Below are 18,740 nucleotides of genomic sequence, written 5' to 3' on the forward strand. Positions count from 1 at the left end.
GAATCACCCTTTCTCAGTTATCCACTACCTGTTCCGCGGCGGCCGCGACGGCTTCTGCGGTGAAACCGAATTCACGGAACAAAGTCTCGTAGTCGGCGGATTCGCCGTAGTGCTCGATCGACACGATCTTGCCGGTGTCGCCGACGAGCTTGTGCCAGGGCTGCGCGACGCCCGCCTCGACGGCCACCCGGGCCGACACCGACGGAGGCAGCACGCTGTCGCGGTAGTCCTCGGGCTGAGATTCGAACCATTCCACGCACGGCATGGACACCACCCGCGCGACAATGTCCTTGTCCGCCAACAGCTTCTGGGCCCCCACCGCGAGCTGAACCTCCGAGCCGGTGGCGATCAGGACGACGTCCGGCTCGTCACCGCCCGGATCACCGAGGACGTACCCGCCCTTGGCCACGCCCTCGACGTTGGTGCCTTCGAGGATCGGCACGCCCTGGCGGGTCAGGATCAGCCCGACCGGACCGCTGCCGTTGCCGCGGGCCAGGATGGTGCGCCAGGCGTATGCCGTTTCGTTGGCGTCGGCCGGACGCACCACCGACAGCTTGGGGATGGCGCGCAGCGCAGCGAGGTGCTCGATCGGCTGGTGGGTCGGTCCGTCCTCGCCGAGACCGATCGAGTCGTGCGTCCACACGTAGATGGTGTCGATGTCCATCAGCGCGGCCAGCCGCACCGCCGGGCGCATGTAGTCCGAGAACTGCAGGAACGTGCCGCCGTAGGCCCTCGTCGGGCCGTGCAGCACGATGCCGGACAGGATGGCGCCCATCGCGTGCTCGCGCACACCGAAGTGCAGTGTGCGCCCGTACCAGTCCGCCGTGTAGTCCTTGGTCGAAATCGACGGCGGACCAAAGGATTTGACGTTGTCCATGGTGGTGTTGTTGCTGCCCGCCAGGTCGGCCGAGCCGCCCCACAATTCGGGAAGCTTCGGGCCCACGGCGTTGAGCACCTTGCCGGACGCCGCGCGGGTCGCCAGCGCCTTGTCGCCGGGTTCCCAGCGCGGGATGTCGGCGTCCCAGCCGTCGGGCAATTCCTCGGCGGTCAACCGGTCCAGCAGTGCCTTGCGGTCGGGTTCGCGCTCCGCCCAGGCGTCGAAATCCGCCTGCCACTTCTCGTGCGCTTCCTTGCCCCGGTCCACCAGCTTGCGGGTGTGGGCGATGACCTCGTCGCGCACCTCGAACTTCTTCTCGGGATCGAAGCCCAGGATCTCCTTGACGGCCGCGACTTCCTCGTCGCCCAGCGCCGCGCCGTGCGCCTTGCCGGTGTTCATCAACTTCGGTGCCGGGAAGCCGATGATGGTGCGCATCGAGATGAACGACGGGCGGTCGGTGGTCGCCTTGGCGTTGGCGATGGCCTCCTCGATCGCGACGACGTTCTCGCCGCCCTCGATCTCCTGCACGTGCCAGCCGTAGGCGCGATAGCGCGCGGCCGTGTCCTCGCAGAGCGCGATGTCGGTGTCATCCTCGATCGAGATCTCGTTGTGGTCGTAGAACACGATGAGGTTGCCGAGCTGCTGCACCGCGGCCAGCGACGAGGCCTCGGAGGTGACGCCTTCCTCGATGTCGCCGTCGGAGGCGATCACGTAGATGAAGTGGTCGAACGGGCTGGTGCCCGGCGCGGCGTCGGGGTCGAACAGCCCGCGCTCGTAGCGCGACGCCATCGCCATGCCCACCGCCGAGGCCAGGCCCTGGCCGAGCGGACCGGTGGTGATCTCAACGCCCTTGGTGTGCCGGAACTCTGGGTGCCCGGGCGTCTTGGATCCCCAGGTGCGCAATGACTCGATGTCGGACAGCTCCAGGCCGAACCCACCCAGGTAGAGCTGGACGTACAGCGTCAGGCTGCTGTGCCCGCAGGACAACACGAACCGGTCCCGACCCAGCCAGTAGGTGTCGGTGGGGTCGTGTTTCATCGTGCGCTGGAACAGCGTGTACGCCAGGGGAGCCAGGCTCATCGCCGTTCCGGGATGTCCATTGCCAGCCTTTTGGACCGCGTCGGCGGCCAGCACCCGAATGGTGTCGACGGCGGCCGAGTCGAGCTCGGACCAGTCGTCGGGGAGGTGTGGTTGGGTCAGCGTCGAGATCTCTTCGAGTGTGGTCACAGACTCAGTCCTTGGGGTCATCAAGCTGATCAATCCCACCCTAGTGCGGGAGGGCCGGCTCTTGCAGCGCAGGTTTTGGGTACCCGCCACCGGCTGTTGTGAAAATTACGCGGTGGCCGTCGACCCGTAACATGCAGTTCGGAAATCGGGGAGAAGTCTCCCGTGATTGGACCCTGCGGGCAGGCCGTTATCGGCCCGCGGTCTACCATCGTGTGTAGTAGATGCTGCGCGGCTGCGACCCCAAGGAGTTATTGCGTGAGCGTTCGCGGGCGCGTGATCCCGAGTCGAGAAGTACCGAGCCGAGTACAGGGCACGGTGCTGGCGTATCTGGCACTGACCAAGCCGCGGGTCATCGAGCTGCTGCTCGTCACCACCATCCCGGCCATGCTGCTTGCCCACCGCGGCGCCGTGAACCCGCTGCTGATCCTCAACACGTTGGTCGGCGGGATGCTGGCCGCCGGGGGAGCCAACACCCTCAACTGCGTGGCCGACGCCGACATCGACAAGGTGATGAAGCGCACGGCGCGGCGGCCGCTGGCCAGGGCCGCGGTCCCGCGCAGCCACGCGCTGGTGTTCGGGTTGGCGCTGTCGGTGGCGTCGTTCTTCTGGCTGTGGTGGACGACGAACATGCTGTCGGCACACCTGGCCGGCGCCACCATCGCCTTCTACGTGCTGGTCTACACGCTGCTGCTCAAGCGGCGCACGTCGCAGAACGTCGTGTGGGGCGGCGCCGCCGGCTGCATGCCCGTGATGATCGGCTGGTCGGCCGTCACCGGCACCATCGGCTGGCAGGCGCTGGTGATGTTCGCCATCATCTTCTTCTGGACGCCGCCGCACACCTGGGCGCTGGCGATGCGTTACAAGGACGATTACAAAGCGGCCGGCGTGCCGATGCTGCCCGCCGTCGCGACCGAGCGTCAGGTCACCAAGCAGATCCTGATCTACACCTGGCTGACGGTGGCGGCGACGCTGGCGCTGGCGCTGGCCGCCGGCTGGCTCTACGCGGCGGTCGCCGTGGTCGCCGGGGTGTGGTTCCTGGCGATGGCGCACCAGCTGAACGCCGGGGTCCGCGCCGGCGAGCCCGTCAAGCCGCTGCGGTTGTTCCTGCAATCGAACAACTACCTCGCGGTGGTGTTCTGCGCATTGGCGGTCGACTCGGTCATCGCGCTGCCGCACTTGTTCTGACGCCGCGCCTCAGGGCAGCAGCACGATGGAGCCGGCGGTCTTGCGGCCCTGCAGGTCCTGATGCGCGCGCGTGGCTTCCGCAAGCGGATAGCGTCCGCCGACTTCGACGGTGATGGCCCCGCCGGCGATCGCGTCGAACAATTCCTCGGCCCGCCAGCTGAATTCCTGGCCGGTGCGGATGAAGTGCGCCAGCGACGGCCGGGTCAGGATCACCGAGCCGGCGGCGTTGAGGCGCTGCGGGTCGAACAGGGCAACGGGCCCGCTGGCCGCCCCGAACAGCGCCAGCGTCCCCCGCACGGCCAGGCTGGCCAGGCTGGCGTCGAACGTCGTGGCGCCCACGCCGTCGTATACGGCCTCGACGCCGGCGCCGTCGGTGAGCCCGCGAATCTGCCGGCCGAACTCGTCCGCGTCGTCGGGGTAGGACAGCACCTGGTCGGCGCCGGCCTGCCGGGACATTCGGGCCTTCTCCGGGGTGGAGACCGTGGTGATGACCCGGGCGCCGAGCAGGTGGGCCCACTGCGTCAGGATCAACCCGACGCCGCCGGCTCCGGCGTGCACCAGGATGGTGTCGCCGGCCTGCACCGGATACACCGACTTGAGCAGGTAGTGCGCGGTCAGGCCTTTCAGCAGCACCGAAGCCGCCACGTCGGAGCTCACGCCGTCCGGCACATGTGCCGTCAAAGTCGCTGGGGCGGCGGCGAATTCGGCGTAACCGCCCGACGCCGACGCGCTGACCACCCGGTCGCCGACGCGGAAACCGTCGACGCCGTCACCCGCCGCGGCGACGGTGCCGCACAATTCCGAACCCAGGATGAACGGCAACTCGCGCGGGTACTGGCCCGAGCGAAAGTAGGTGTCGATGTAGTTGACGCCGATCGCCTCGGCCTTGATCAACACCTCGCCGGATCCCGGCGTGGGCTGGGGCGCGTCGATGTAGCGCAACACCTCGGGGCCGCCGGTTTCGCTGACTTCGATTGCGTGCATGTGCTTATCATGCCCGGGCATGAAACTCGCCCGTCCGGACATCTTCCATCCCCGCATCGTGCTGGCGGGTCCTCCCGGGCGCGCGGGCGGCGACCCCGACGACAGCGGGCTGGTGCCCGCGCTGCGAACGCGTGGGCTGCACGCCCGCTGGCGGTCCTGGGACGACCCCGAGGTCGCGCGCGCTGACCTGGTCATCCTGCGTGCGACCGCGGACGATCCGGACCGGCGCGCCGAATTCTCGGCCTGGACGCGGCGGGTGCGCCACCTGCTCAACCCGCCCGACGCGGTCGCTTGGAACCTCGATGAGCGGTACCTGCGCGACCTGGACGACGCCGGGGTGCCGACTGTCCTTGGCGGGCGGCGTGCCGTAACGCAGTCGGCGTTGATCTTCCTGGGCGGCAAGCAGTCGCACGCCTGGCCGGACGAGCCGGAGTTCGAAGCGTGGGACCTCGGCTACACCGCGCTCGCGGTGGCCGCGGATCGCGCCGGAATCGCCGTGCGCGACCTGCTCTACGCGCGCGCCGACGTGGCCGGGGATCGGCTGGTGCGGCTCGACCTCGTCGCGCCGGCGCTGGGCTGGCGGCACCTGGACGCCGCCACCCGCGAACGCGCCCAGCGCGATTTCGCGCTGGCCGTGGAGTCAGCCTGCGAGCGGCTCGGGCTCGGCCCGTTCTCGCATCGACGCCCATAGCGCGGCGGTCGCCGCCGTGCACGCCGCGGCCCCGGCCACGTGCAGGGCGACCAGCGCGGCGGGCACCCCGGTGAAGTACTGGGCGGTGCCGACCGCGGCCTGCGCGCACACCAGGGCCAGCAGTACGAACAGGCGCCGCAGGATGGGCCGGCCGGCGCGCACCGCCAGCAGGCCGAAGCCCAGCCCGACCAGCAGCGCGAGGTAGGCGACCAGCAGCGAGGAGTGCGCGTGGACCAGGGTGTCGACGGCGATCTTGAGGCGCGGCACGGTGCGGGTGGGGCTGCGGTCACCCGCGTGCGGTCCGGCGGCCGTCACCAGCGTGCCGGTGACCAGCACCACGGCCAGGTCCAGGCCGATCAGCGCCGTCAGGGCGCGCAACGGCCGGGGGACGGGCCGGCGCATCACTCCGGTCCGGTCCCCATCGGGCTCGCCGATCTTGACGTAGAGGAGCACCGACAGCCACACCATCGTCATCGAGGTGAGCAGGTGGATGGCCACCGTCCACCACAGCAGCCCGGTACGCACGGTGATGCCGCCGATGACGGCCTGTACCACCGTCGACACCGGCATCAGCCACGCGTACACCAGGACTTCCCGGCGTCGGCGGGCCCGGGTCACGGCCAACACGGCCAGCGCCGCGGCGACGACCACCGCGAAGGTGATCATGCGATTGCCGAACTCGACCGCCTGGTGCACGCGCGGCACCTCTGCGTGCGCGACCGGGACGAAGCTGCCCGGAAAGCATTGCGGCCAGGTAGGACAACCCAGCCCCGACGCGGTGACCCGGACGATCGCCCCGGTGACGGCGATACCGCCCTGGGTGAGGATGACGGCCGCGGCGACGAGGCGCTGGACACGCACGCTCGGATTGGGCAGGAGGTCCACCAACCGCATCAGCGTTCGTCCCACGGGCATGGCCCGATGGTAGGCCAACGAAAACTACGTCCTGTAGTAAACCCTTGCGTCGTCGAGATTGCCGTGACGGCTGTTCTGGCGGCGCCGACCACGACCATGGCGGCAATCTCGCAGCCCGGTCAGGTGAACCGGAACCAGCGCAGCGCCGCCAGCGCCGCGAGCGCACCCCACGCCGCCAGGACGAGGACGCCGAACCAGTCGACCGACAGGACCATCGCCCGCGACAGCGCCTCGGTCAGCGCGCCCGACGGGGTGAGCCGGGCCGCCCACTTGACGCCGGTCGGGATCATCCCGGATTCCACCGTTAGCGCGCCGAGCCCGGCGAAGACGAACCACAGCAGGTTGGCGACCGCGAGCACGATCTCGGCCCGCAGCGTCCCGCCCAGCAACAGTCCGAGGGCGGTGAAGCCCGCGGTGCCCAGCGCGATGACCGCCGCGCCCAACGCCAACGCGGCCAGGGCGGGCCGCCAGCCCAGCGCAAACCCGATGGCGCCCAACAGAATTGCCTGCAGGAACACCACGGTGACCACGGCCAGCGACTTGCCGGCGATGATGCCCCAGACCGGCAGCGGGGTCGCCCCCAACCGCTTGAGCGCGCCGTAGCGGCGGTCGAAGGCGACCGCGATGGCCTGCCCGGTGAAGGCGGTCGAGATGACCGCGAGGGCCATGATGGCCGGGACGAAGGTGGCGGCGCGGTTGTGCCCGAAGGAGCCGAACGGCAGCAGCGTGAGCCCGATCAGGAGCGTGATCGGGATGAACATGGTCAGCAGCAGCTGCTCGCCGTTGCGCAGCAGCAGCTTGAGCTCGAGGCCGAACTGCGCGGCCAGCATCCGCGGAACCGTGCTGGGTCGCGGGTCGGGGGTGAAGGTCCCCGCGGGGAAGACGTTCGATTGGGTCACTGCCGCAACTTCCTGCCGGTGAGGTCGAGGAACACATCCTCGAGGCTGCGCTGCTCGACGCGCATGTCGGTGGCCAGCACGTCGATCCGCGCGCACCACGCCGTCACGGTGGCCAGCACCTGCGGGTCGACCGGGCCCTCGACCAGATACTCGCCGGGCGTCACCTCGCTGGCGCGGTAGTCCTCCGGCAGGGCGGCGGTCAGCAGCGACAGGTCGAGCCGCGGCGGCGCGGTGAACCGCAGCTCGTCCTTCGCGCCGCTGCGCATCAGCTCCGTCGGTGTGCCGGCGGCCACCGTTTTCCCGTGGTCGATGATGACCAGCCGATCGGCGAGCTCCTCGGCCTCCTTGAGCTGATGGGTGGTCAACAGCACCGTCACGCCGTCGCGGCGCAGCGCGTCGATCAGTTCCCACACCAGCAGCCGGGCGTGCGCATCCATGCCCGCGGTCGGTTCGTCGAGGAAGACCAGTTCGGGGCGGCCGACCAGCGCGCACGCGAGCGCGAGCCGCTGTTGCTGCCCGCCGGACAGCCGCCGGTAGGTGGTACGGGCGGCATCGGTGAGGCCCAGGGTGTCCAGCAGCCACGCCGGGTCCAGCGGGTCGGCGGCGTAGGAGGCGACCAGGTTGAGCATTTCGCCCGCCCGTGCGCTGGGGTAGCCGCCACCGCCCTGCAACATCACCCCGATGCGGGTGCGCAGGCGGGTGTTGTCGGCGATCGGGTCCAGCCCGAGCACCTCGATGGTGCCGGCGTCCGGGCGCACGAAGCCTTCGCACATTTCGACCGTCGTGGTCTTGCCGGCGCCGTTGGGGCCCAGCAGCGCGAGCACTTCGGCGGCGTGCACCTCGAGGTCGAGATCGGCGACGGCCGTGGTGGATCCGTAGTGCTTGCTAACCCCGCGCAGTCGCACGACTGTTTCAGGAACGTCCGAGCTCACGTGGAATCAGCGTAGGCGTCGGGCACCGCCTGGGAACGAGGGGTGGCCAGGGGGGCGGCAGCGTTCTCGGGCGCGGGCGCGGTTTCGGCGGCCGTCTCCGGCGCTTCGGCACCCTCGGTCGGGAGCCGCCGCCACGGCAAGCGGGCGTACGTCAGCGCGATGAGCGCCGCGACGATGACGGTGCTCGCCAAAGTGGCGTCGACGATCTGGAAGAGCGCGAAGCGGTCCCCGTTGGCCGTCGGGCCGAAGATGCCGACGACGAGGGTGATGACGATGACCGCCGCCCGGAATCCGCTGCGGGTCGCCCAGGCGGCCAGCGGAATGATCGCCCACAGCAGGTACCAGGGCTGTACGACGGGAAACAGCAGCACCGTGACGCCCAGCGCCACGCCGAGGCCGCCGATAGGGTGCAACCGGCCGCGGAAGACGGCCACCAGCAGCCAGCCCACCATCACCGTGATGATCAGCACGCCGATGGCGCGGGTGAGCCCCAGCACCGCGGTGGTGTGATCGCCGAATCCCAGCAGGATCCCGACCTGCCCGGTGCCCAGGGCGAGCAGGGTGGGCGGCGACATCCAGCTGCGGACGACGTTCGCCGTGCCGAGCGTGTTGATCCAGCCGAACCCGAGGCCGCTGGCCCAGCCGACCGCCGCCATCACCGCCAGCGACAGCGTCGTCATCGCGCCGCCCGCCAGCAGCAGCGCCCGCAGGTTGCCCCCGCAGCGGTAGGCCAGCGCCATCGTGACGAACCCGAGCGCCAGCATCGACGGCAGTTTCACCTGCGACGACAGCGTGATCAAGACGGCGCCGGCCAGCAGCGTGCCCAGCGGCTCCCAGTCGGGACCCGGCCGCCAGGAGGCCGGCAACAGCCGCGGAGAGTCGATGCCCCGCAGCGCGAATTCGGCCCCCGCGAGCATCAGCCCGAGCATCAGCGCCTCGTTGTGCACGCCGGCGACCAGATGCATGATCAGCAGCGGATTGGCCGCGCCCAGCCACAGCGCGCTGACCTCGGCGACGCCGCATCGCCGGGCCAGCCGCGGGGTCGCCCACACGATCAACCCCACCCCGATCAGCTCCACCAACCGGTGACACAGCACGGCGGCGACGATGTTCTCCCCGGTGACCGCCGAGATGCCGCGCCCGATCCACAGGAAGAGCGGGCCGTAGGGCGCCGGCGTCTCCCGCCACAGCGTGGGGACCGACAGCGTGAAGACGTGCGACAGGCCGAGCCCGGACGCCGGCCCCACCCGGTACGGGTCGAGTCCTTCCAGGGAGATCTGGCTCTGGGCCAGGTAGGAGTAGACGTCCTTGCTGTACATCGGCGGCGCGATCAACAGCGGAAGCGTCCACAGCAACAGGGTGCGGTCCAGGTCGCCCCGGGACATTCGCCGGTTGCCCAACGCGAACCGGCCGAGCATCAGCCAGGCCAGCGCCATCATGACCGCGCCGGTCGTCGTCATCGTCAGCGACACCGTCTGAATCCGCGACGGCAGGTTGAGCAACCGCACCCCGAAGGTGGGGTCCTGCACGACGGGCCGGGCCCCGGCGCCCAGCGCGCCGATCGCCATCAGGACGGTGCCGGTGGCCCCGAACAGCCGGGTGCGCTGCAGCGCGGTGAGCTCGGTGTCGTTCAGCGGCGTGCCCACCGCCTGCTCGTCGCCATGCAAGCTGGCGATCGACGAGCTCAGCACGTGGTGGCGGGCTGCCATCAGAGCAGCGTAGCCGTCGGGGCGGGCCGGCACCCCGGCCAACCCGGGTGTGACCAGCGCAACGCCCTTCGCGCTAGCCTCGCCTTCGTGGCGATTCGCGACCATGGCGACCCCGGGGACGCACCCTCCGCGCCGACACCCCTGCGCCCGCCGACTAACGCCGCCCGCCCGTCCGCGGCGGAGCAGGCCCGCAGCATCGCCGCCGCCACCAACGCCGCCACGCTGGCCACGTTGACCGCTGACGGCGACCCGTGGGCGTCGTTGGTGGCCTATGGACTGCTGGACGGGATGCCCGTGCTGTGCGTCTCGAGTCTGGCCGAGCACGGCCGCAACCTCGCGCGAGACCCGAGGGCCAGCCTGTCGATCGTGGCGGCGACCGACGACACCGACCCGCTGGCCGGCAGCCGAATCACGCTGGCCGGGACGGCCGCCGAGCCCACGGGCTCCGAGCACGGCGACGCCCGGGCGGCATTCCTGACGGCGGTCCCCGCCGCCCGGCACTACCTGGACTTCAGCGACTTCAGCCTGTGGGTGTTACGGGTTCAGCGGGTGCGCTGGGTAGGTGGATACGGTCGGATGGACTCGGCCACCGGCGATCAGTACGCGGCCGCCTCCCCGGATCCGGTTGCGCCCGTGGCGGCCTGGGCCCTCGCGCATCTCAACGCCGACCACGCCGACTCCCTGGCCGCCATGGCCCGAATCTTCGGCGGCTACCCCGACACCGGGACCGCTTTGTGTACCGGCGTCGACCGCTACGGCCTGGACCTGCGGGTGCACACCCCCCGCGGCGTGGCCTACGCCCGGATCGGGTTTCCCGCAAGGCTGGAATCCGCCAACGAATTGCGTTCGGCCACAGCGGCATTAGCCCGTGCCGCGGACCAGGCTGTCGACGAACACGGCCCGCATGAAGGCGTTTGATCCGCAGCACTGACACGAGCCGGCGAAAGGCCCCCGCCCTGGCTACTTCCGTTCGCCGTCGGCCTTGCTCAGCGCCCGGTCCGCGGTCGAGACCAGCCTGCGGTTGAACTGATACTGGGCGGCGACGAGCTTGTCCGCCAGTTCGATAGCGGCGTCGACAATCTTGGTGCGCAGCGGTTGCACTGCCTCCGGGATTGCCTCGTCAAGGGTCTTGTGGAACGCCCGAAGCGCCTCCGCCGCGGCGTGCTGGCCGGCTTTTGCCGACTCGCGTACCTCGTCGAGCAGGTCGGTCGAATACGATGCGACGGACTTCGATTCAGTCGTCTGAGCCATGTCAATTCCTTCTTTGGGAGTTTTCAATACCACCGCCGACGCTATTCGGCGCGGGGGTTCGGCCACTATGGGCGAAGGTCCCAAAGTGGGCGGGTGTGACCAGCGCAACGGCCGCTCAGGGCACCCTTGGTGGACCGATCCCCGGAATTGCGTCACACTGGTGTTGTGAAAATCCGAACCGACCTCGACGACGCTGCCGTGGGTGCAGCGGCCGCCGCGGTGCGGGACGGTCACACCCGGCGCGCCATCGTGGGCCTGCTGGTGGAGTCTGGATCGATCACCGCCGGCGAGATCGGCGAGCGGCTCGGGTTGACGGCCGCCGGCGTGCGGCGCCATCTCGACGCCCTGATCGAGGCGGGCGACGCCGAGGCGGTGCCCGCCGCGTCCTGGCAGCAGGTGGGGCGCGGGCGCCCCGCCAAGCGTTTCCGGCTCACCGCGGCGGGCCGCGCCAAGCTCGAGCACGCCTACGACGACCTCGCGTCGGCCGCCATGCGGCAGCTGCGCGAGATCGGCGGGGAGGACGCCGTCCGCACGTTCGCCCGGCGCCGCATCGACGCGATCCTGTCCGGCGTGCCCGCGGCGGACAGCGACGACGACGCCGAGGTCGAGGCGGCCGCCGAACGGGTGGCCGGCGCGCTGACCAAGGCCGGCTACGTCGCCACCACGACACGGGTCGGCGGCCCGATCCACGGCGTGCAGATCTGCCAGCACCACTGCCCGGTGTCGCACGTCGCCGAGGAATTCCCGGAGCTGTGCGAGGCCGAGCAGCAGGCCATGGCCGAGGTGCTCGGGACCCACGTGCAGCGGTTGGCGACCATCGTCAACGGGGACTGCGCCTGCACCACCCACGTACCACTGACCCCGGCGCCCAGCCCGCGTCGCGACACCACGAGCATCGAAGGAGCGTCGTTATGACCCTCACGCCAGAGGCCCAAAAGGCCTTTAAAGCGGGAGAAGCTGAGCCGTTGACCCAGGAGCAGGCGATCGCCTCGCTGGGCCGCTACGGCTACGGCTGGGCGGACACCGACGTCGCGGGGTCCAGCGCCCAGCGCGGGCTGTCCGAGGCGGTGGTCCGCGACATCTCGGCGAAGAAGAACGAGCCCGAATGGATGCTGCAGACGCGGCTGAAGGCGTTGCGCATCTTCGAGCGCAAGCCGATGCCGACGTGGGGTTCGGACCTCGGGGGCATCGACTTCGACAACATCAAGTACTTCGTGCGCTCCACCGAAAAGCAGGCCGCCTCTTGGGACGACCTGCCCGAGGACATCCGGAACACCTACGACCGGCTGGGCATCCCGGAGGCCGAGAAGCAGCGCCTGGTCGCCGGTGTGGCCGCCCAGTACGAGTCCGAGGTGGTATACCACCAGATCCGCGAGGACCTGGAGGCCCAGGGCGTCATCTTCCTCGACACCGACACCGGGTTGCGGGAACACCCCGAGCTGTTCCAGCAGTACTTCGGCACCGTGATCCCGGCCGGGGACAACAAGTTCTCCGCGCTCAACACCGCGGTGTGGAGTGGCGGTTCGTTTATCTACGTCCCGCCGGGGGTGCAAGTCGACATCCCGCTGCAGGCCTACTTCCGGATCAACACCGAGAACATGGGCCAGTTCGAGCGGACGCTGATCATCGTCGACGAAAATGCCTATGTCCATTACGTGGAGGGCTGCACCGCCCCCATCTACACGTCGGACTCGCTGCACTCTGCGGTGGTGGAAATCATCGTAAAGCCCGGTGGCCGTTGCCGTTACACGACCATTCAGAACTGGTCGAACAACGTGTACAACCTGGTCACCAAGCGGGCCCGCGCCGAGGCCGGCGCCACCATGGAGTGGGTCGACGGCAACATCGGGTCCAAGGTGACCATGAAGTACCCGGCGGTCTGGATGACCGGGGAGCACGCCAAGGGCGAGGTCTTGTCGGTCGCCTTCGCCGGGGAGGGCCAGCACCAGGACGCAGGCGCCAAGATGCTGCACCTGGCGCCGAACACGTCGAGCAACATCGTGTCCAAGTCGGTCGCCCGCGGCGGTGGCCGCACGTCCTACCGCGGCCTGGTGCAGGTGAACAAGGGCGCGCACGGGTCGCGCTCCAGCGTGAAATGCGATGCGCTGCTGGTCGATACGATCAGCCGCAGCGACACCTACCCCTACGTCGACATCCGCGAGGACGACGTCACGATGGGCCACGAGGCCACCGTGTCCAAGGTCAGCGACAACCAGCTGTTCTACCTGATGAGCCGCGGACTGACCGAGGACGAAGCGATGGCGATGGTGGTTCGCGGCTTCGTCGAGCCGATCGCCAAGGAACTGCCGATGGAGTACGCGCTCGAGCTCAACCGGCTCATCGAGCTGCAGATGGAGGGCGCGGTCGGATGACCGCTTCTGCTGCTGCTGCCCTGAACAAGGGTGAGTTGTTCGCGTCCTTTGACGTGGACGCGTTCGAGGTGCCCGGCGGCCGCGACGAACTCTGGCGGTTCACCCCGCTGCGTCGGCTGCGGGGCCTGCACGACGGGTCGGCTCAGGCGACCGGCAAGGCGCAGATCAGCGTCGGTGGTCAGCCGGGCGTGCAGGTCGAGACCGTCCGCCGCGGCGACGAACGGCTAGGACGTGGCGGCGTGCCCACCGACCGCGTTGCGGCGCAAGCGTTTTCGTCGTTCAACTCCGCGACGCTGGTGAGCATCGGGCGTGACACGCAGATCGCCGAGCCGGTCAACATCACCGTGACGGGCCCCGGCGCCGGCGCGGTGGCGTACGGGCACCTGCAGATCAGCGTCGCCGAACTCGGCGAGGCGGTCGTGGTGATCGACCATCGGGGCAGCGGAACCTACGCCGACAACGTCGAATTCATCGTCGACGACGCCGCCCGGCTCACCGTCGTGTGGATCGCGGACTGGGCCGACGACATGGTTCACCTGTCCGCGCAGCACGCCAGGCTGGGCAAGGACGCGGTGCTGCGGCACGTCGCCGTCACCCTGGGCGGCGAAGTGGTGCGGGTGTCGGCCAACGTGCGGTACGCCGCCCCGGGCGGGGACGCGGAACTGCTCGGGTTGTACTTCGCCGACGACGGGCAGCACCTGGAGTCGCGGCTGCTGGTCGACCATGCGCAGCCCAATTGCAAGTCCAACGTGCTCTACAAGGGTGCGCTGCAAGGGGATCCGGCATCGCAGCGGCCCGACGCGCACACGGTCTGGGTGGGCGACGTGCTGATCCGCGCCGAGGCCACCGACACCGACACCTTCGAGGTGAACCGCAACCTGGTGCTCACCGACGGGGCGCGGGCCGACTCGGTGCCCAACCTGGAGATCGAGACGGGCGAAATCGTCGGCGCCGGGCACGCCAGTGCCACCGGGCGATTCGACGACGAGCAACTGTTCTACCTGCGTGCCCGTGGCATCCCCGAAGAGCAGGCACGCCGGCTGGTGGTGCGCGGCTTCTTCGGCGAGATCATCTCGAAGATCGCCGTGCCCGAGATCCGCGAGCGCCTGACCGCCGCCATCGAACACGAACTGGAAATCACGGAGAAGACAACAGCGTCATGACGACATTGGAAATCAAAGACCTGCACGTCAGCGTCGAAGACCCGAACGCGCCCGAGGGAAGCCGCGAGATCCCCATCCTCAACGGCGTCAACCTGACCGTGAATTCAGGTGAGACGCACGCGGTGATGGGGCCCAACGGCTCGGGCAAGTCCACGCTGTCCTACGCGATCGCCGGTCACCCGAAGTACCGGGTGACGTCCGGGTCGATCACGCTGGACGGCCAGAACGTCCTCGACATGAGCGTCGACGAGCGCGCCCGCGCCGGATTGTTCCTGGCCATGCAGTACCCGGTCGAGGTGCCGGGCGTGTCGATGTCGAACTTCCTGCGCAGCGCCGCGACCGCCGTCCGCGGCGAGCCGCCGAAACTGCGGCATTGGGTCAAGGAGGTCAAGGCCGCCATGGGTGACCTCGACATCGACCCGGCGTTCGCCGAACGCAGCGTCAACGAGGGGTTTTCCGGCGGCGAGAAGAAGCGCCACGAGATCCTGCAGCTGGGCTTGCTCAAGCCCAAGATCGCCATCCTCGACGAGACCGACTCCGGCCTGGACGTGGACGCGCTGCGAGTGGTCAGTGAGGGCGTGAATCGCTACGCCGAGGCGGAGCACGGCGGCATCCTGCTCATTACCCACTACACCCGGATCCTGCGCTACATCCGCCCGCAGTTCGTGCACGTGTTCGTCGGCGGGCGAATCGTCGAATCCGGCGGCCCGGAGCTGGCCGACGAGCTCGAGGAGAGCGGCTACGTGCGCTTCACCGAAGCGGCGGCCGCGGGGGCTTAGCCATGACGGGGACAGCACTGGACGTCGACGCGATCCGCGCCGACTTCCCCATCTTGAAGCGCGTGATGCGCGGCGGGAAGCAGTTGGCGTACCTGGATTCCGGCGCGACGTCCCAGCGCCCGCTGCAGGTGCTCGACGCCGAGCGCGAGTTTCTGATCACCTCCAACGGCGCGGTGCATCGCGGTGCGCACCAGCTGATGGAGGAGGCGACCGACGCCTACGAGCAGGGTCGCGCGGACATCGCCGCGTTCGTCGGCGCCGACGCCGACGAGCTGGTGTTCACCCGCAACGCCACCGAGGCGCTCAACCTGTCGTCATATGTGTTGGGCGACAAGCGGTTCGACCGGGCCGTGGGCTCCGGTGACGTCATCGTCACCACCGAGCTGGAGCACCACGCCAACATTGTCCCGTGGCAGGAGCTGGCCCGCCGCAGCGGCGCCACGCTGCGCTGGTACGGCGTTACCGACGACGGGCGCATCGACCTGGATTCGCTGGAGCTCGACGAACGCGTGAAAGTCGTTGCTTTCAGCCATCATTCGAATGTTACGGGCACTGTGGCGCCGGTGGCCGAACTGGTCCGGCGCGCTCACGCGGTGGGCGCGGTGACGGTGCTGGACGCCTGCCAGTCGGTGCCCCACCAGCCGGTCGACCTGCACGCGCTCGGCGTCGACTTCGCCGCCTTCTCCGGTCATAAGATGTTGGCGCCCAACGGGGTGGGCGTGCTTTACGCCCGTCGCGAGGTGCTGTCGCAGCTGCCGCCGTTTCTCACCGGTGGGTCGATGATCGAGACGGTGACGATGGAGGCGTCGACCTACGCGCCCGCGCCGCAACGGTTCGAGGCCGGCACGCCGATGACCTCCCAGGTCGTCGGGTTGGGCGCGGCCGCAAGATATTTGGGCGCCATCGGCATGGACGCTGTCGAGGCGCACGAGCGCGAGCTGGTCGCCGCGGCACTCCAAGGCCTGTCGGGCATCGACGGCGTGCGGATCGTCGGGCCGACCGTCATGGAAAACCGTGGCTCGCCCGTCTCTTTCGTGGTCGACGGCGTGCACGCGCACGACGTCGGGCAGGTGCTCGACGACGACGGCATCGCGGTTCGCGTGGGGCATCACTGCGCGATGCCGCTGCACCGCCGGTTCGGCGTGGCGGCCACCGCACGGGCGTCGTTCGCCGTCTACAACACCCCCGACGAGGTCGAGCGGCTGGTGGCCGGAGTGCGACGCGCGCTCGAATTCTTTGGGAGACAATGACAGTGCGCCTGGAGCAGATGTATCAGGACGTGATCCTCGATCACTACAAGCATCCGCAGCACCGCGGGCTGCGGGACCCGTTCGGGGCGCAGGTCCACCACGTCAATCCGGTCTGCGGTGACGAGGTGACGCTGCGGGTCGCGCTGTCCGACGACGGCCGGCGCGTCGCGGACGTCTCCTATGACGGCCAAGGCTGCTCGATCAGCCAGGCGGCCACCTCGGTGCTCACCCAGCAGGTGATCGGCCAGACCGTGCCCGAGGCGCTGCACACCGTGACCGCATTCACCGAAATGGTGTCCTCGCGCGGCAGCATCGAGGGCGACGAGGACATCCTGGGCGACGGGATCGCCTTTGCCGGAGTGGCCAAATACCCGGCCCGGGTGAAATGCGCACTGCTGGGATGGATGGCGTTCAAGGACGCATTGGCGCAGGCTTGCACTGACAGGGGCGCGGACTTCGAGGAGGAAGAAAATGAGCGAGACCGCCGCACCGGATGACGAATTCCTTGCCGACCTCGAGGAGGCGATGCGCGACGTCGTCGACCCCGAATTGGGCATCAACGTCGTCGATCTCGGACTGGTCTACGGCCTCAACGTGGAAGAGGGCGACGAGGGAACCGTCGCCCTGATCGACATGACGTTGACCTCGGCGGCCTGCCCGCTGACCGACGTCATCGAGGACCAGTCACGCAGCGCGCTCGTCAGCAGCGGGCTGGTCGACGAGCTGCGGATCAACTGGGTGTGGAACCCGCCGTGGGGGCCCGACAAGATCACCGAAGACGGGCGCGAACAGCTGCGTGCCCTCGGGTTCACCGTCTGAGGCCGAACCCACGTCCTCGCCGCTAGAGGTGGAAGGGCAGATGCGGCAGGTGCAGGTGATGGTGCGGGTGCCCCATCGGCGGGCAAGTCTGCAGGCTGATGGTCATCGCGTGCAGCACGCCGGCGTCCTGAATTCCCTGAGCCCCCATGCACTTACCGTTCGCGATCGTCTGGGCGTCCGACGGCGTCTGCAGCTGGTATGAGGTCGAGTTGACGACCGTCACGGTGGTCGGTTTCGGCTGCGCACCGATACCGTTGACCGCGATCGTGTCACCCGCGACCGACGTGACCGTGCCGTAGAAGCCCGCCGGCGGCGGGCACTTGCCGTCGACGGCGGAGGCGATGGTCACCGCCTGCGCGGTGATCGCGCCACCGGTCGGCGCGCTCTGGGGGGTGGCCCGCACGTTGACGCAACTGCCGGGGGTGACGTCGGTCAGCTTGGCCGGGGCGACCTGCACGACCCGCGTCGACGGCGCGAAATCCACCGTCGCGCTTCCGGTTCGTGTCCTGAGCGCAATCGTGCCGCCCGATACCGACTCGATCAGCCCTTCCACATAGTCCTTGGGCACGGGCGGGGGTGCCGGGGGCGGGGCCGCGCTCGGCGCCGCGCTGGGCGGGGCGGCCGCCGGCACCGACGGGTTGGCGGGGCTGCTGGTTTTCGTGTCGTTCGAACGGCACATGGCGACGCACAGCAGGATCACCGCGATGACGGCGACGAGCGCGAGCCGGGCGAGCCGGGGTTTCACCGGGGTGGCAGGCATCGTCACTTCTCCGATCGCGCGGGTTACCCTCGCCAGCGAGTACCCAGGCGAGCGCGGTTATCACAGCCGCGCTCGCCTGGAGTGACGGTAATCTCAGCCGCGATCAGCCACCCTGGCCGGGCTGCTTGGGCTTGCCGCATTTGCCGTCGGTGGCCTGCCGCACGTTGATGCTGGTCGCCTGCAGCGCGCCCCCGTTGTCCATCGTTCCGCGCGCCCAGAGGCACTTACCCTGCGCAATCGCGTCGGTGGTGGCGGAGGCCTGCTTGCTGTACTTGGTCTTGTCATCGACCGTCACCGCGGTCTGCGTGGTGTTGCCGCTGGGGTCGGTGCCGGTGACGTTGATGGTGTTACCCGACACCGACGCCACCGACCCGCGGACCGGGGCCGGCTTCGGGGCCGGCGCGGGCGAGCCTGGGGGCGCCGGGGTGGTGGAACTCGGTCCCGAACCCTGCCCCGCCGGCTTGGCCGGGCAGGCGCCGTTCACGGAAGGGCTGACCTTCACGGACGCCGCGGTGACGGGTTGCCCGCCCTGGGGCGGCTGAGTCGGCCGCACGGTGACGCAGCTGCCGGAGGTGACGTCGGTCAGTGCGGCGGGGATGGTCTCGGTGATCTTGGTGGTCGAGGTGAAGTTGACCGCGGCGGTCGATTTGTCTTCCTTGGTGACCTGGATGGAATTGCCCGCGACGGACGCGATCATGCCGCTGACCCGGGCTTCGCCGCTGGCCGGGGCCGGCGACGTGGTCGTCGAGGTCACCACCGAGGTGGACGTCGAGGTCGACGTCGTCGGCGTTGCTTTGTTCGACGAACTGCATGCGGCGACGGACAGCGCGGCGACCCCGGTGACCGCGAGGACTGCGAACCGGGTGCGCCGGGGCGTTGGACAGCTGGCAGACATCAACGTTTCTCCAATCATGGTTGGACCCAACG

At 69.4% G+C, this 18,740-nt stretch carries 19 protein-coding genes; 10 read left to right on the forward strand and 9 right to left on the reverse strand.

The genetic code is table 11. The annotated features are described in order from the left end of the window. Positions 1-13: 13 nt before the first annotated feature. Positions 14-2,104 carry a transketolase gene (tkt, locus tag A5756_RS23825; RefSeq protein ID WP_066958177.1) on the reverse strand — a complete coding sequence of 697 codons (2,091 nt, stop codon included), beginning with the start codon at positions 2,102-2,104 and terminating at the stop codon, positions 14-16. Positions 2,105-2,359: 255 nt separating this feature from the next. Here tkt and A5756_RS23830 point away from each other — a divergent pair, with 255 nt between their 5' ends. Then, on the forward strand, positions 2,360-3,289 hold the full coding sequence (locus A5756_RS23830; protein WP_066958179.1) for a heme o synthase: 930 nt from the start codon (positions 2,360-2,362) through the stop codon (positions 3,287-3,289). Positions 3,290-3,298: 9 nt separating this feature from the next. On the opposite strand, the gene A5756_RS23835 is transcribed toward A5756_RS23830, so the two are convergent. Beyond that, positions 3,299-4,273, reverse strand: a complete 975-nt coding sequence (locus A5756_RS23835) for a quinone oxidoreductase (protein WP_066958182.1) — start codon at positions 4,271-4,273, stop codon at positions 3,299-3,301. Positions 4,274-4,292: 19 nt separating this feature from the next. Between A5756_RS23835 and A5756_RS23840 the strand changes: the two genes are divergently transcribed. Next, a complete protein-coding gene (locus tag A5756_RS23840) occupies positions 4,293-4,964 on the forward strand; it encodes a hypothetical protein (protein WP_066958184.1) in 672 nt (223 codons plus the stop codon). Here A5756_RS23840 and A5756_RS23845 read toward each other — a convergent pair. The 4 genes from A5756_RS23845 to mptB form a co-directional block, all read right to left on the reverse strand. Next, a complete protein-coding gene (locus A5756_RS23845; protein ID WP_197505824.1) occupies positions 4,914-5,858 on the reverse strand; it encodes a heme A synthase in 945 nt (314 codons plus the stop codon). The two genes, A5756_RS23840 and A5756_RS23845, sit on opposite strands and share 51 nt — an antisense overlap. Positions 5,859-5,998: 140 nt before the next feature. Beyond that, on the reverse strand, positions 5,999-6,778 hold the full coding sequence (locus tag A5756_RS23850) for an ABC transporter permease (RefSeq protein ID WP_066958188.1): 780 nt from the start codon (positions 6,776-6,778) through the stop codon (positions 5,999-6,001). Beyond that, the gene (locus A5756_RS23855) at positions 6,775-7,710 is read right to left on the reverse strand and encodes an ABC transporter ATP-binding protein (protein ID WP_197505310.1); all 936 of its coding nucleotides are present in this window, start codon (positions 7,708-7,710) and stop codon (positions 6,775-6,777) included. The genes A5756_RS23850 and A5756_RS23855 overlap by 4 nt, the downstream gene beginning before the upstream one ends. Beyond that, entirely contained in the window at positions 7,707-9,419 is a 1,713-nt protein-coding gene (gene mptB, locus A5756_RS23860) for a polyprenol phosphomannose-dependent alpha 1,6 mannosyltransferase MptB (RefSeq protein ID WP_066958281.1), read from the reverse strand. The genes A5756_RS23855 and mptB overlap by 4 nt, the downstream gene beginning before the upstream one ends. A gap of 87 nt (positions 9,420-9,506) precedes the next feature. On the opposite strand from mptB, the gene A5756_RS23865 reads away from it, so the two are divergent. After that, complete coding sequence (locus A5756_RS23865; protein WP_066958192.1) at positions 9,507-10,337, forward strand: HugZ family protein; 831 nt, start codon at positions 9,507-9,509, stop codon at positions 10,335-10,337. Between the two features lie 42 nt (positions 10,338-10,379). Here A5756_RS23865 and A5756_RS23870 read toward each other — a convergent pair whose 3' ends face one another. Then, positions 10,380-10,670: a hypothetical protein gene (locus A5756_RS23870; RefSeq protein ID WP_066958195.1), complete on the reverse strand. Its 291-nt coding sequence runs from the start codon at positions 10,668-10,670 to the stop codon at positions 10,380-10,382. A 126-nt stretch (positions 10,671-10,796) separates the two neighbouring features. Here A5756_RS23870 and A5756_RS23875 point away from each other — a divergent pair, with 126 nt between their 5' ends. The 7 genes from A5756_RS23875 to A5756_RS23905 are packed head-to-tail and all read left to right on the forward strand — an operon-like array spanning position 10,797 to position 17,053. Then, positions 10,797-11,585, forward strand: coding sequence for a metalloregulator ArsR/SmtB family transcription factor (locus A5756_RS23875; RefSeq protein WP_082948051.1), 789 nt, complete (start codon positions 10,797-10,799; stop codon positions 11,583-11,585). After that, positions 11,582-13,042, forward strand: a complete 1,461-nt coding sequence (gene sufB / locus A5756_RS23880; RefSeq protein WP_066958201.1) for a Fe-S cluster assembly protein SufB — start codon at positions 11,582-11,584, stop codon at positions 13,040-13,042. Before A5756_RS23875 ends, sufB begins: the two co-directional genes overlap by 4 nt. After that, complete coding sequence (gene sufD / locus A5756_RS23885; RefSeq protein WP_066958204.1) at positions 13,039-14,205, forward strand: Fe-S cluster assembly protein SufD; 1,167 nt, start codon at positions 13,039-13,041, stop codon at positions 14,203-14,205. Before sufB ends, sufD begins: the two co-directional genes overlap by 4 nt. Beyond that, on the forward strand, positions 14,202-14,984 hold the full coding sequence (gene sufC / locus A5756_RS23890) for a Fe-S cluster assembly ATPase SufC (protein ID WP_066958206.1): 783 nt from the start codon (positions 14,202-14,204) through the stop codon (positions 14,982-14,984). Before sufD ends, sufC begins: the two co-directional genes overlap by 4 nt. Before the next feature lie 2 nt (positions 14,985-14,986). Next, the gene (locus tag A5756_RS23895) at positions 14,987-16,234 is read left to right on the forward strand and encodes a cysteine desulfurase (RefSeq protein WP_066958209.1); all 1,248 of its coding nucleotides are present in this window, start codon (positions 14,987-14,989) and stop codon (positions 16,232-16,234) included. Continuing rightward, positions 16,231-16,731 carry a Fe-S cluster assembly sulfur transfer protein SufU gene (gene sufU / locus A5756_RS23900; protein ID WP_066958212.1) on the forward strand — a complete coding sequence of 167 codons (501 nt, stop codon included), beginning with the start codon at positions 16,231-16,233 and terminating at the stop codon, positions 16,729-16,731. The genes A5756_RS23895 and sufU overlap by 4 nt, the downstream gene beginning before the upstream one ends. Next, a complete protein-coding gene (locus tag A5756_RS23905; protein WP_066958214.1) occupies positions 16,706-17,053 on the forward strand; it encodes a metal-sulfur cluster assembly factor in 348 nt (115 codons plus the stop codon). The genes sufU and A5756_RS23905 overlap by 26 nt, the downstream gene beginning before the upstream one ends. Positions 17,054-17,075: 22 nt before the next feature. Here A5756_RS23905 and A5756_RS23910 read toward each other — a convergent pair whose 3' ends face one another. Further along, positions 17,076-17,813, reverse strand: coding sequence for a DUF5666 domain-containing protein (locus A5756_RS23910; RefSeq protein ID WP_197505821.1), 738 nt, complete (start codon positions 17,811-17,813; stop codon positions 17,076-17,078). 103 nt (positions 17,814-17,916) lie between these two features. Beyond that, on the reverse strand, positions 17,917-18,708 hold the full coding sequence (locus tag A5756_RS23915) for a DUF5666 domain-containing protein (protein ID WP_066958283.1): 792 nt from the start codon (positions 18,706-18,708) through the stop codon (positions 17,917-17,919). Positions 18,709-18,740: the final 32 nt, after the last annotated feature.

It is taken from the genome of Mycobacterium sp. 852002-53434_SCH5985345 (assembly GCF_001667155.1).
In the GTDB taxonomy this organism is placed as follows: Bacteria; Actinomycetota; Actinomycetes; order Mycobacteriales; family Mycobacteriaceae; genus Mycobacterium.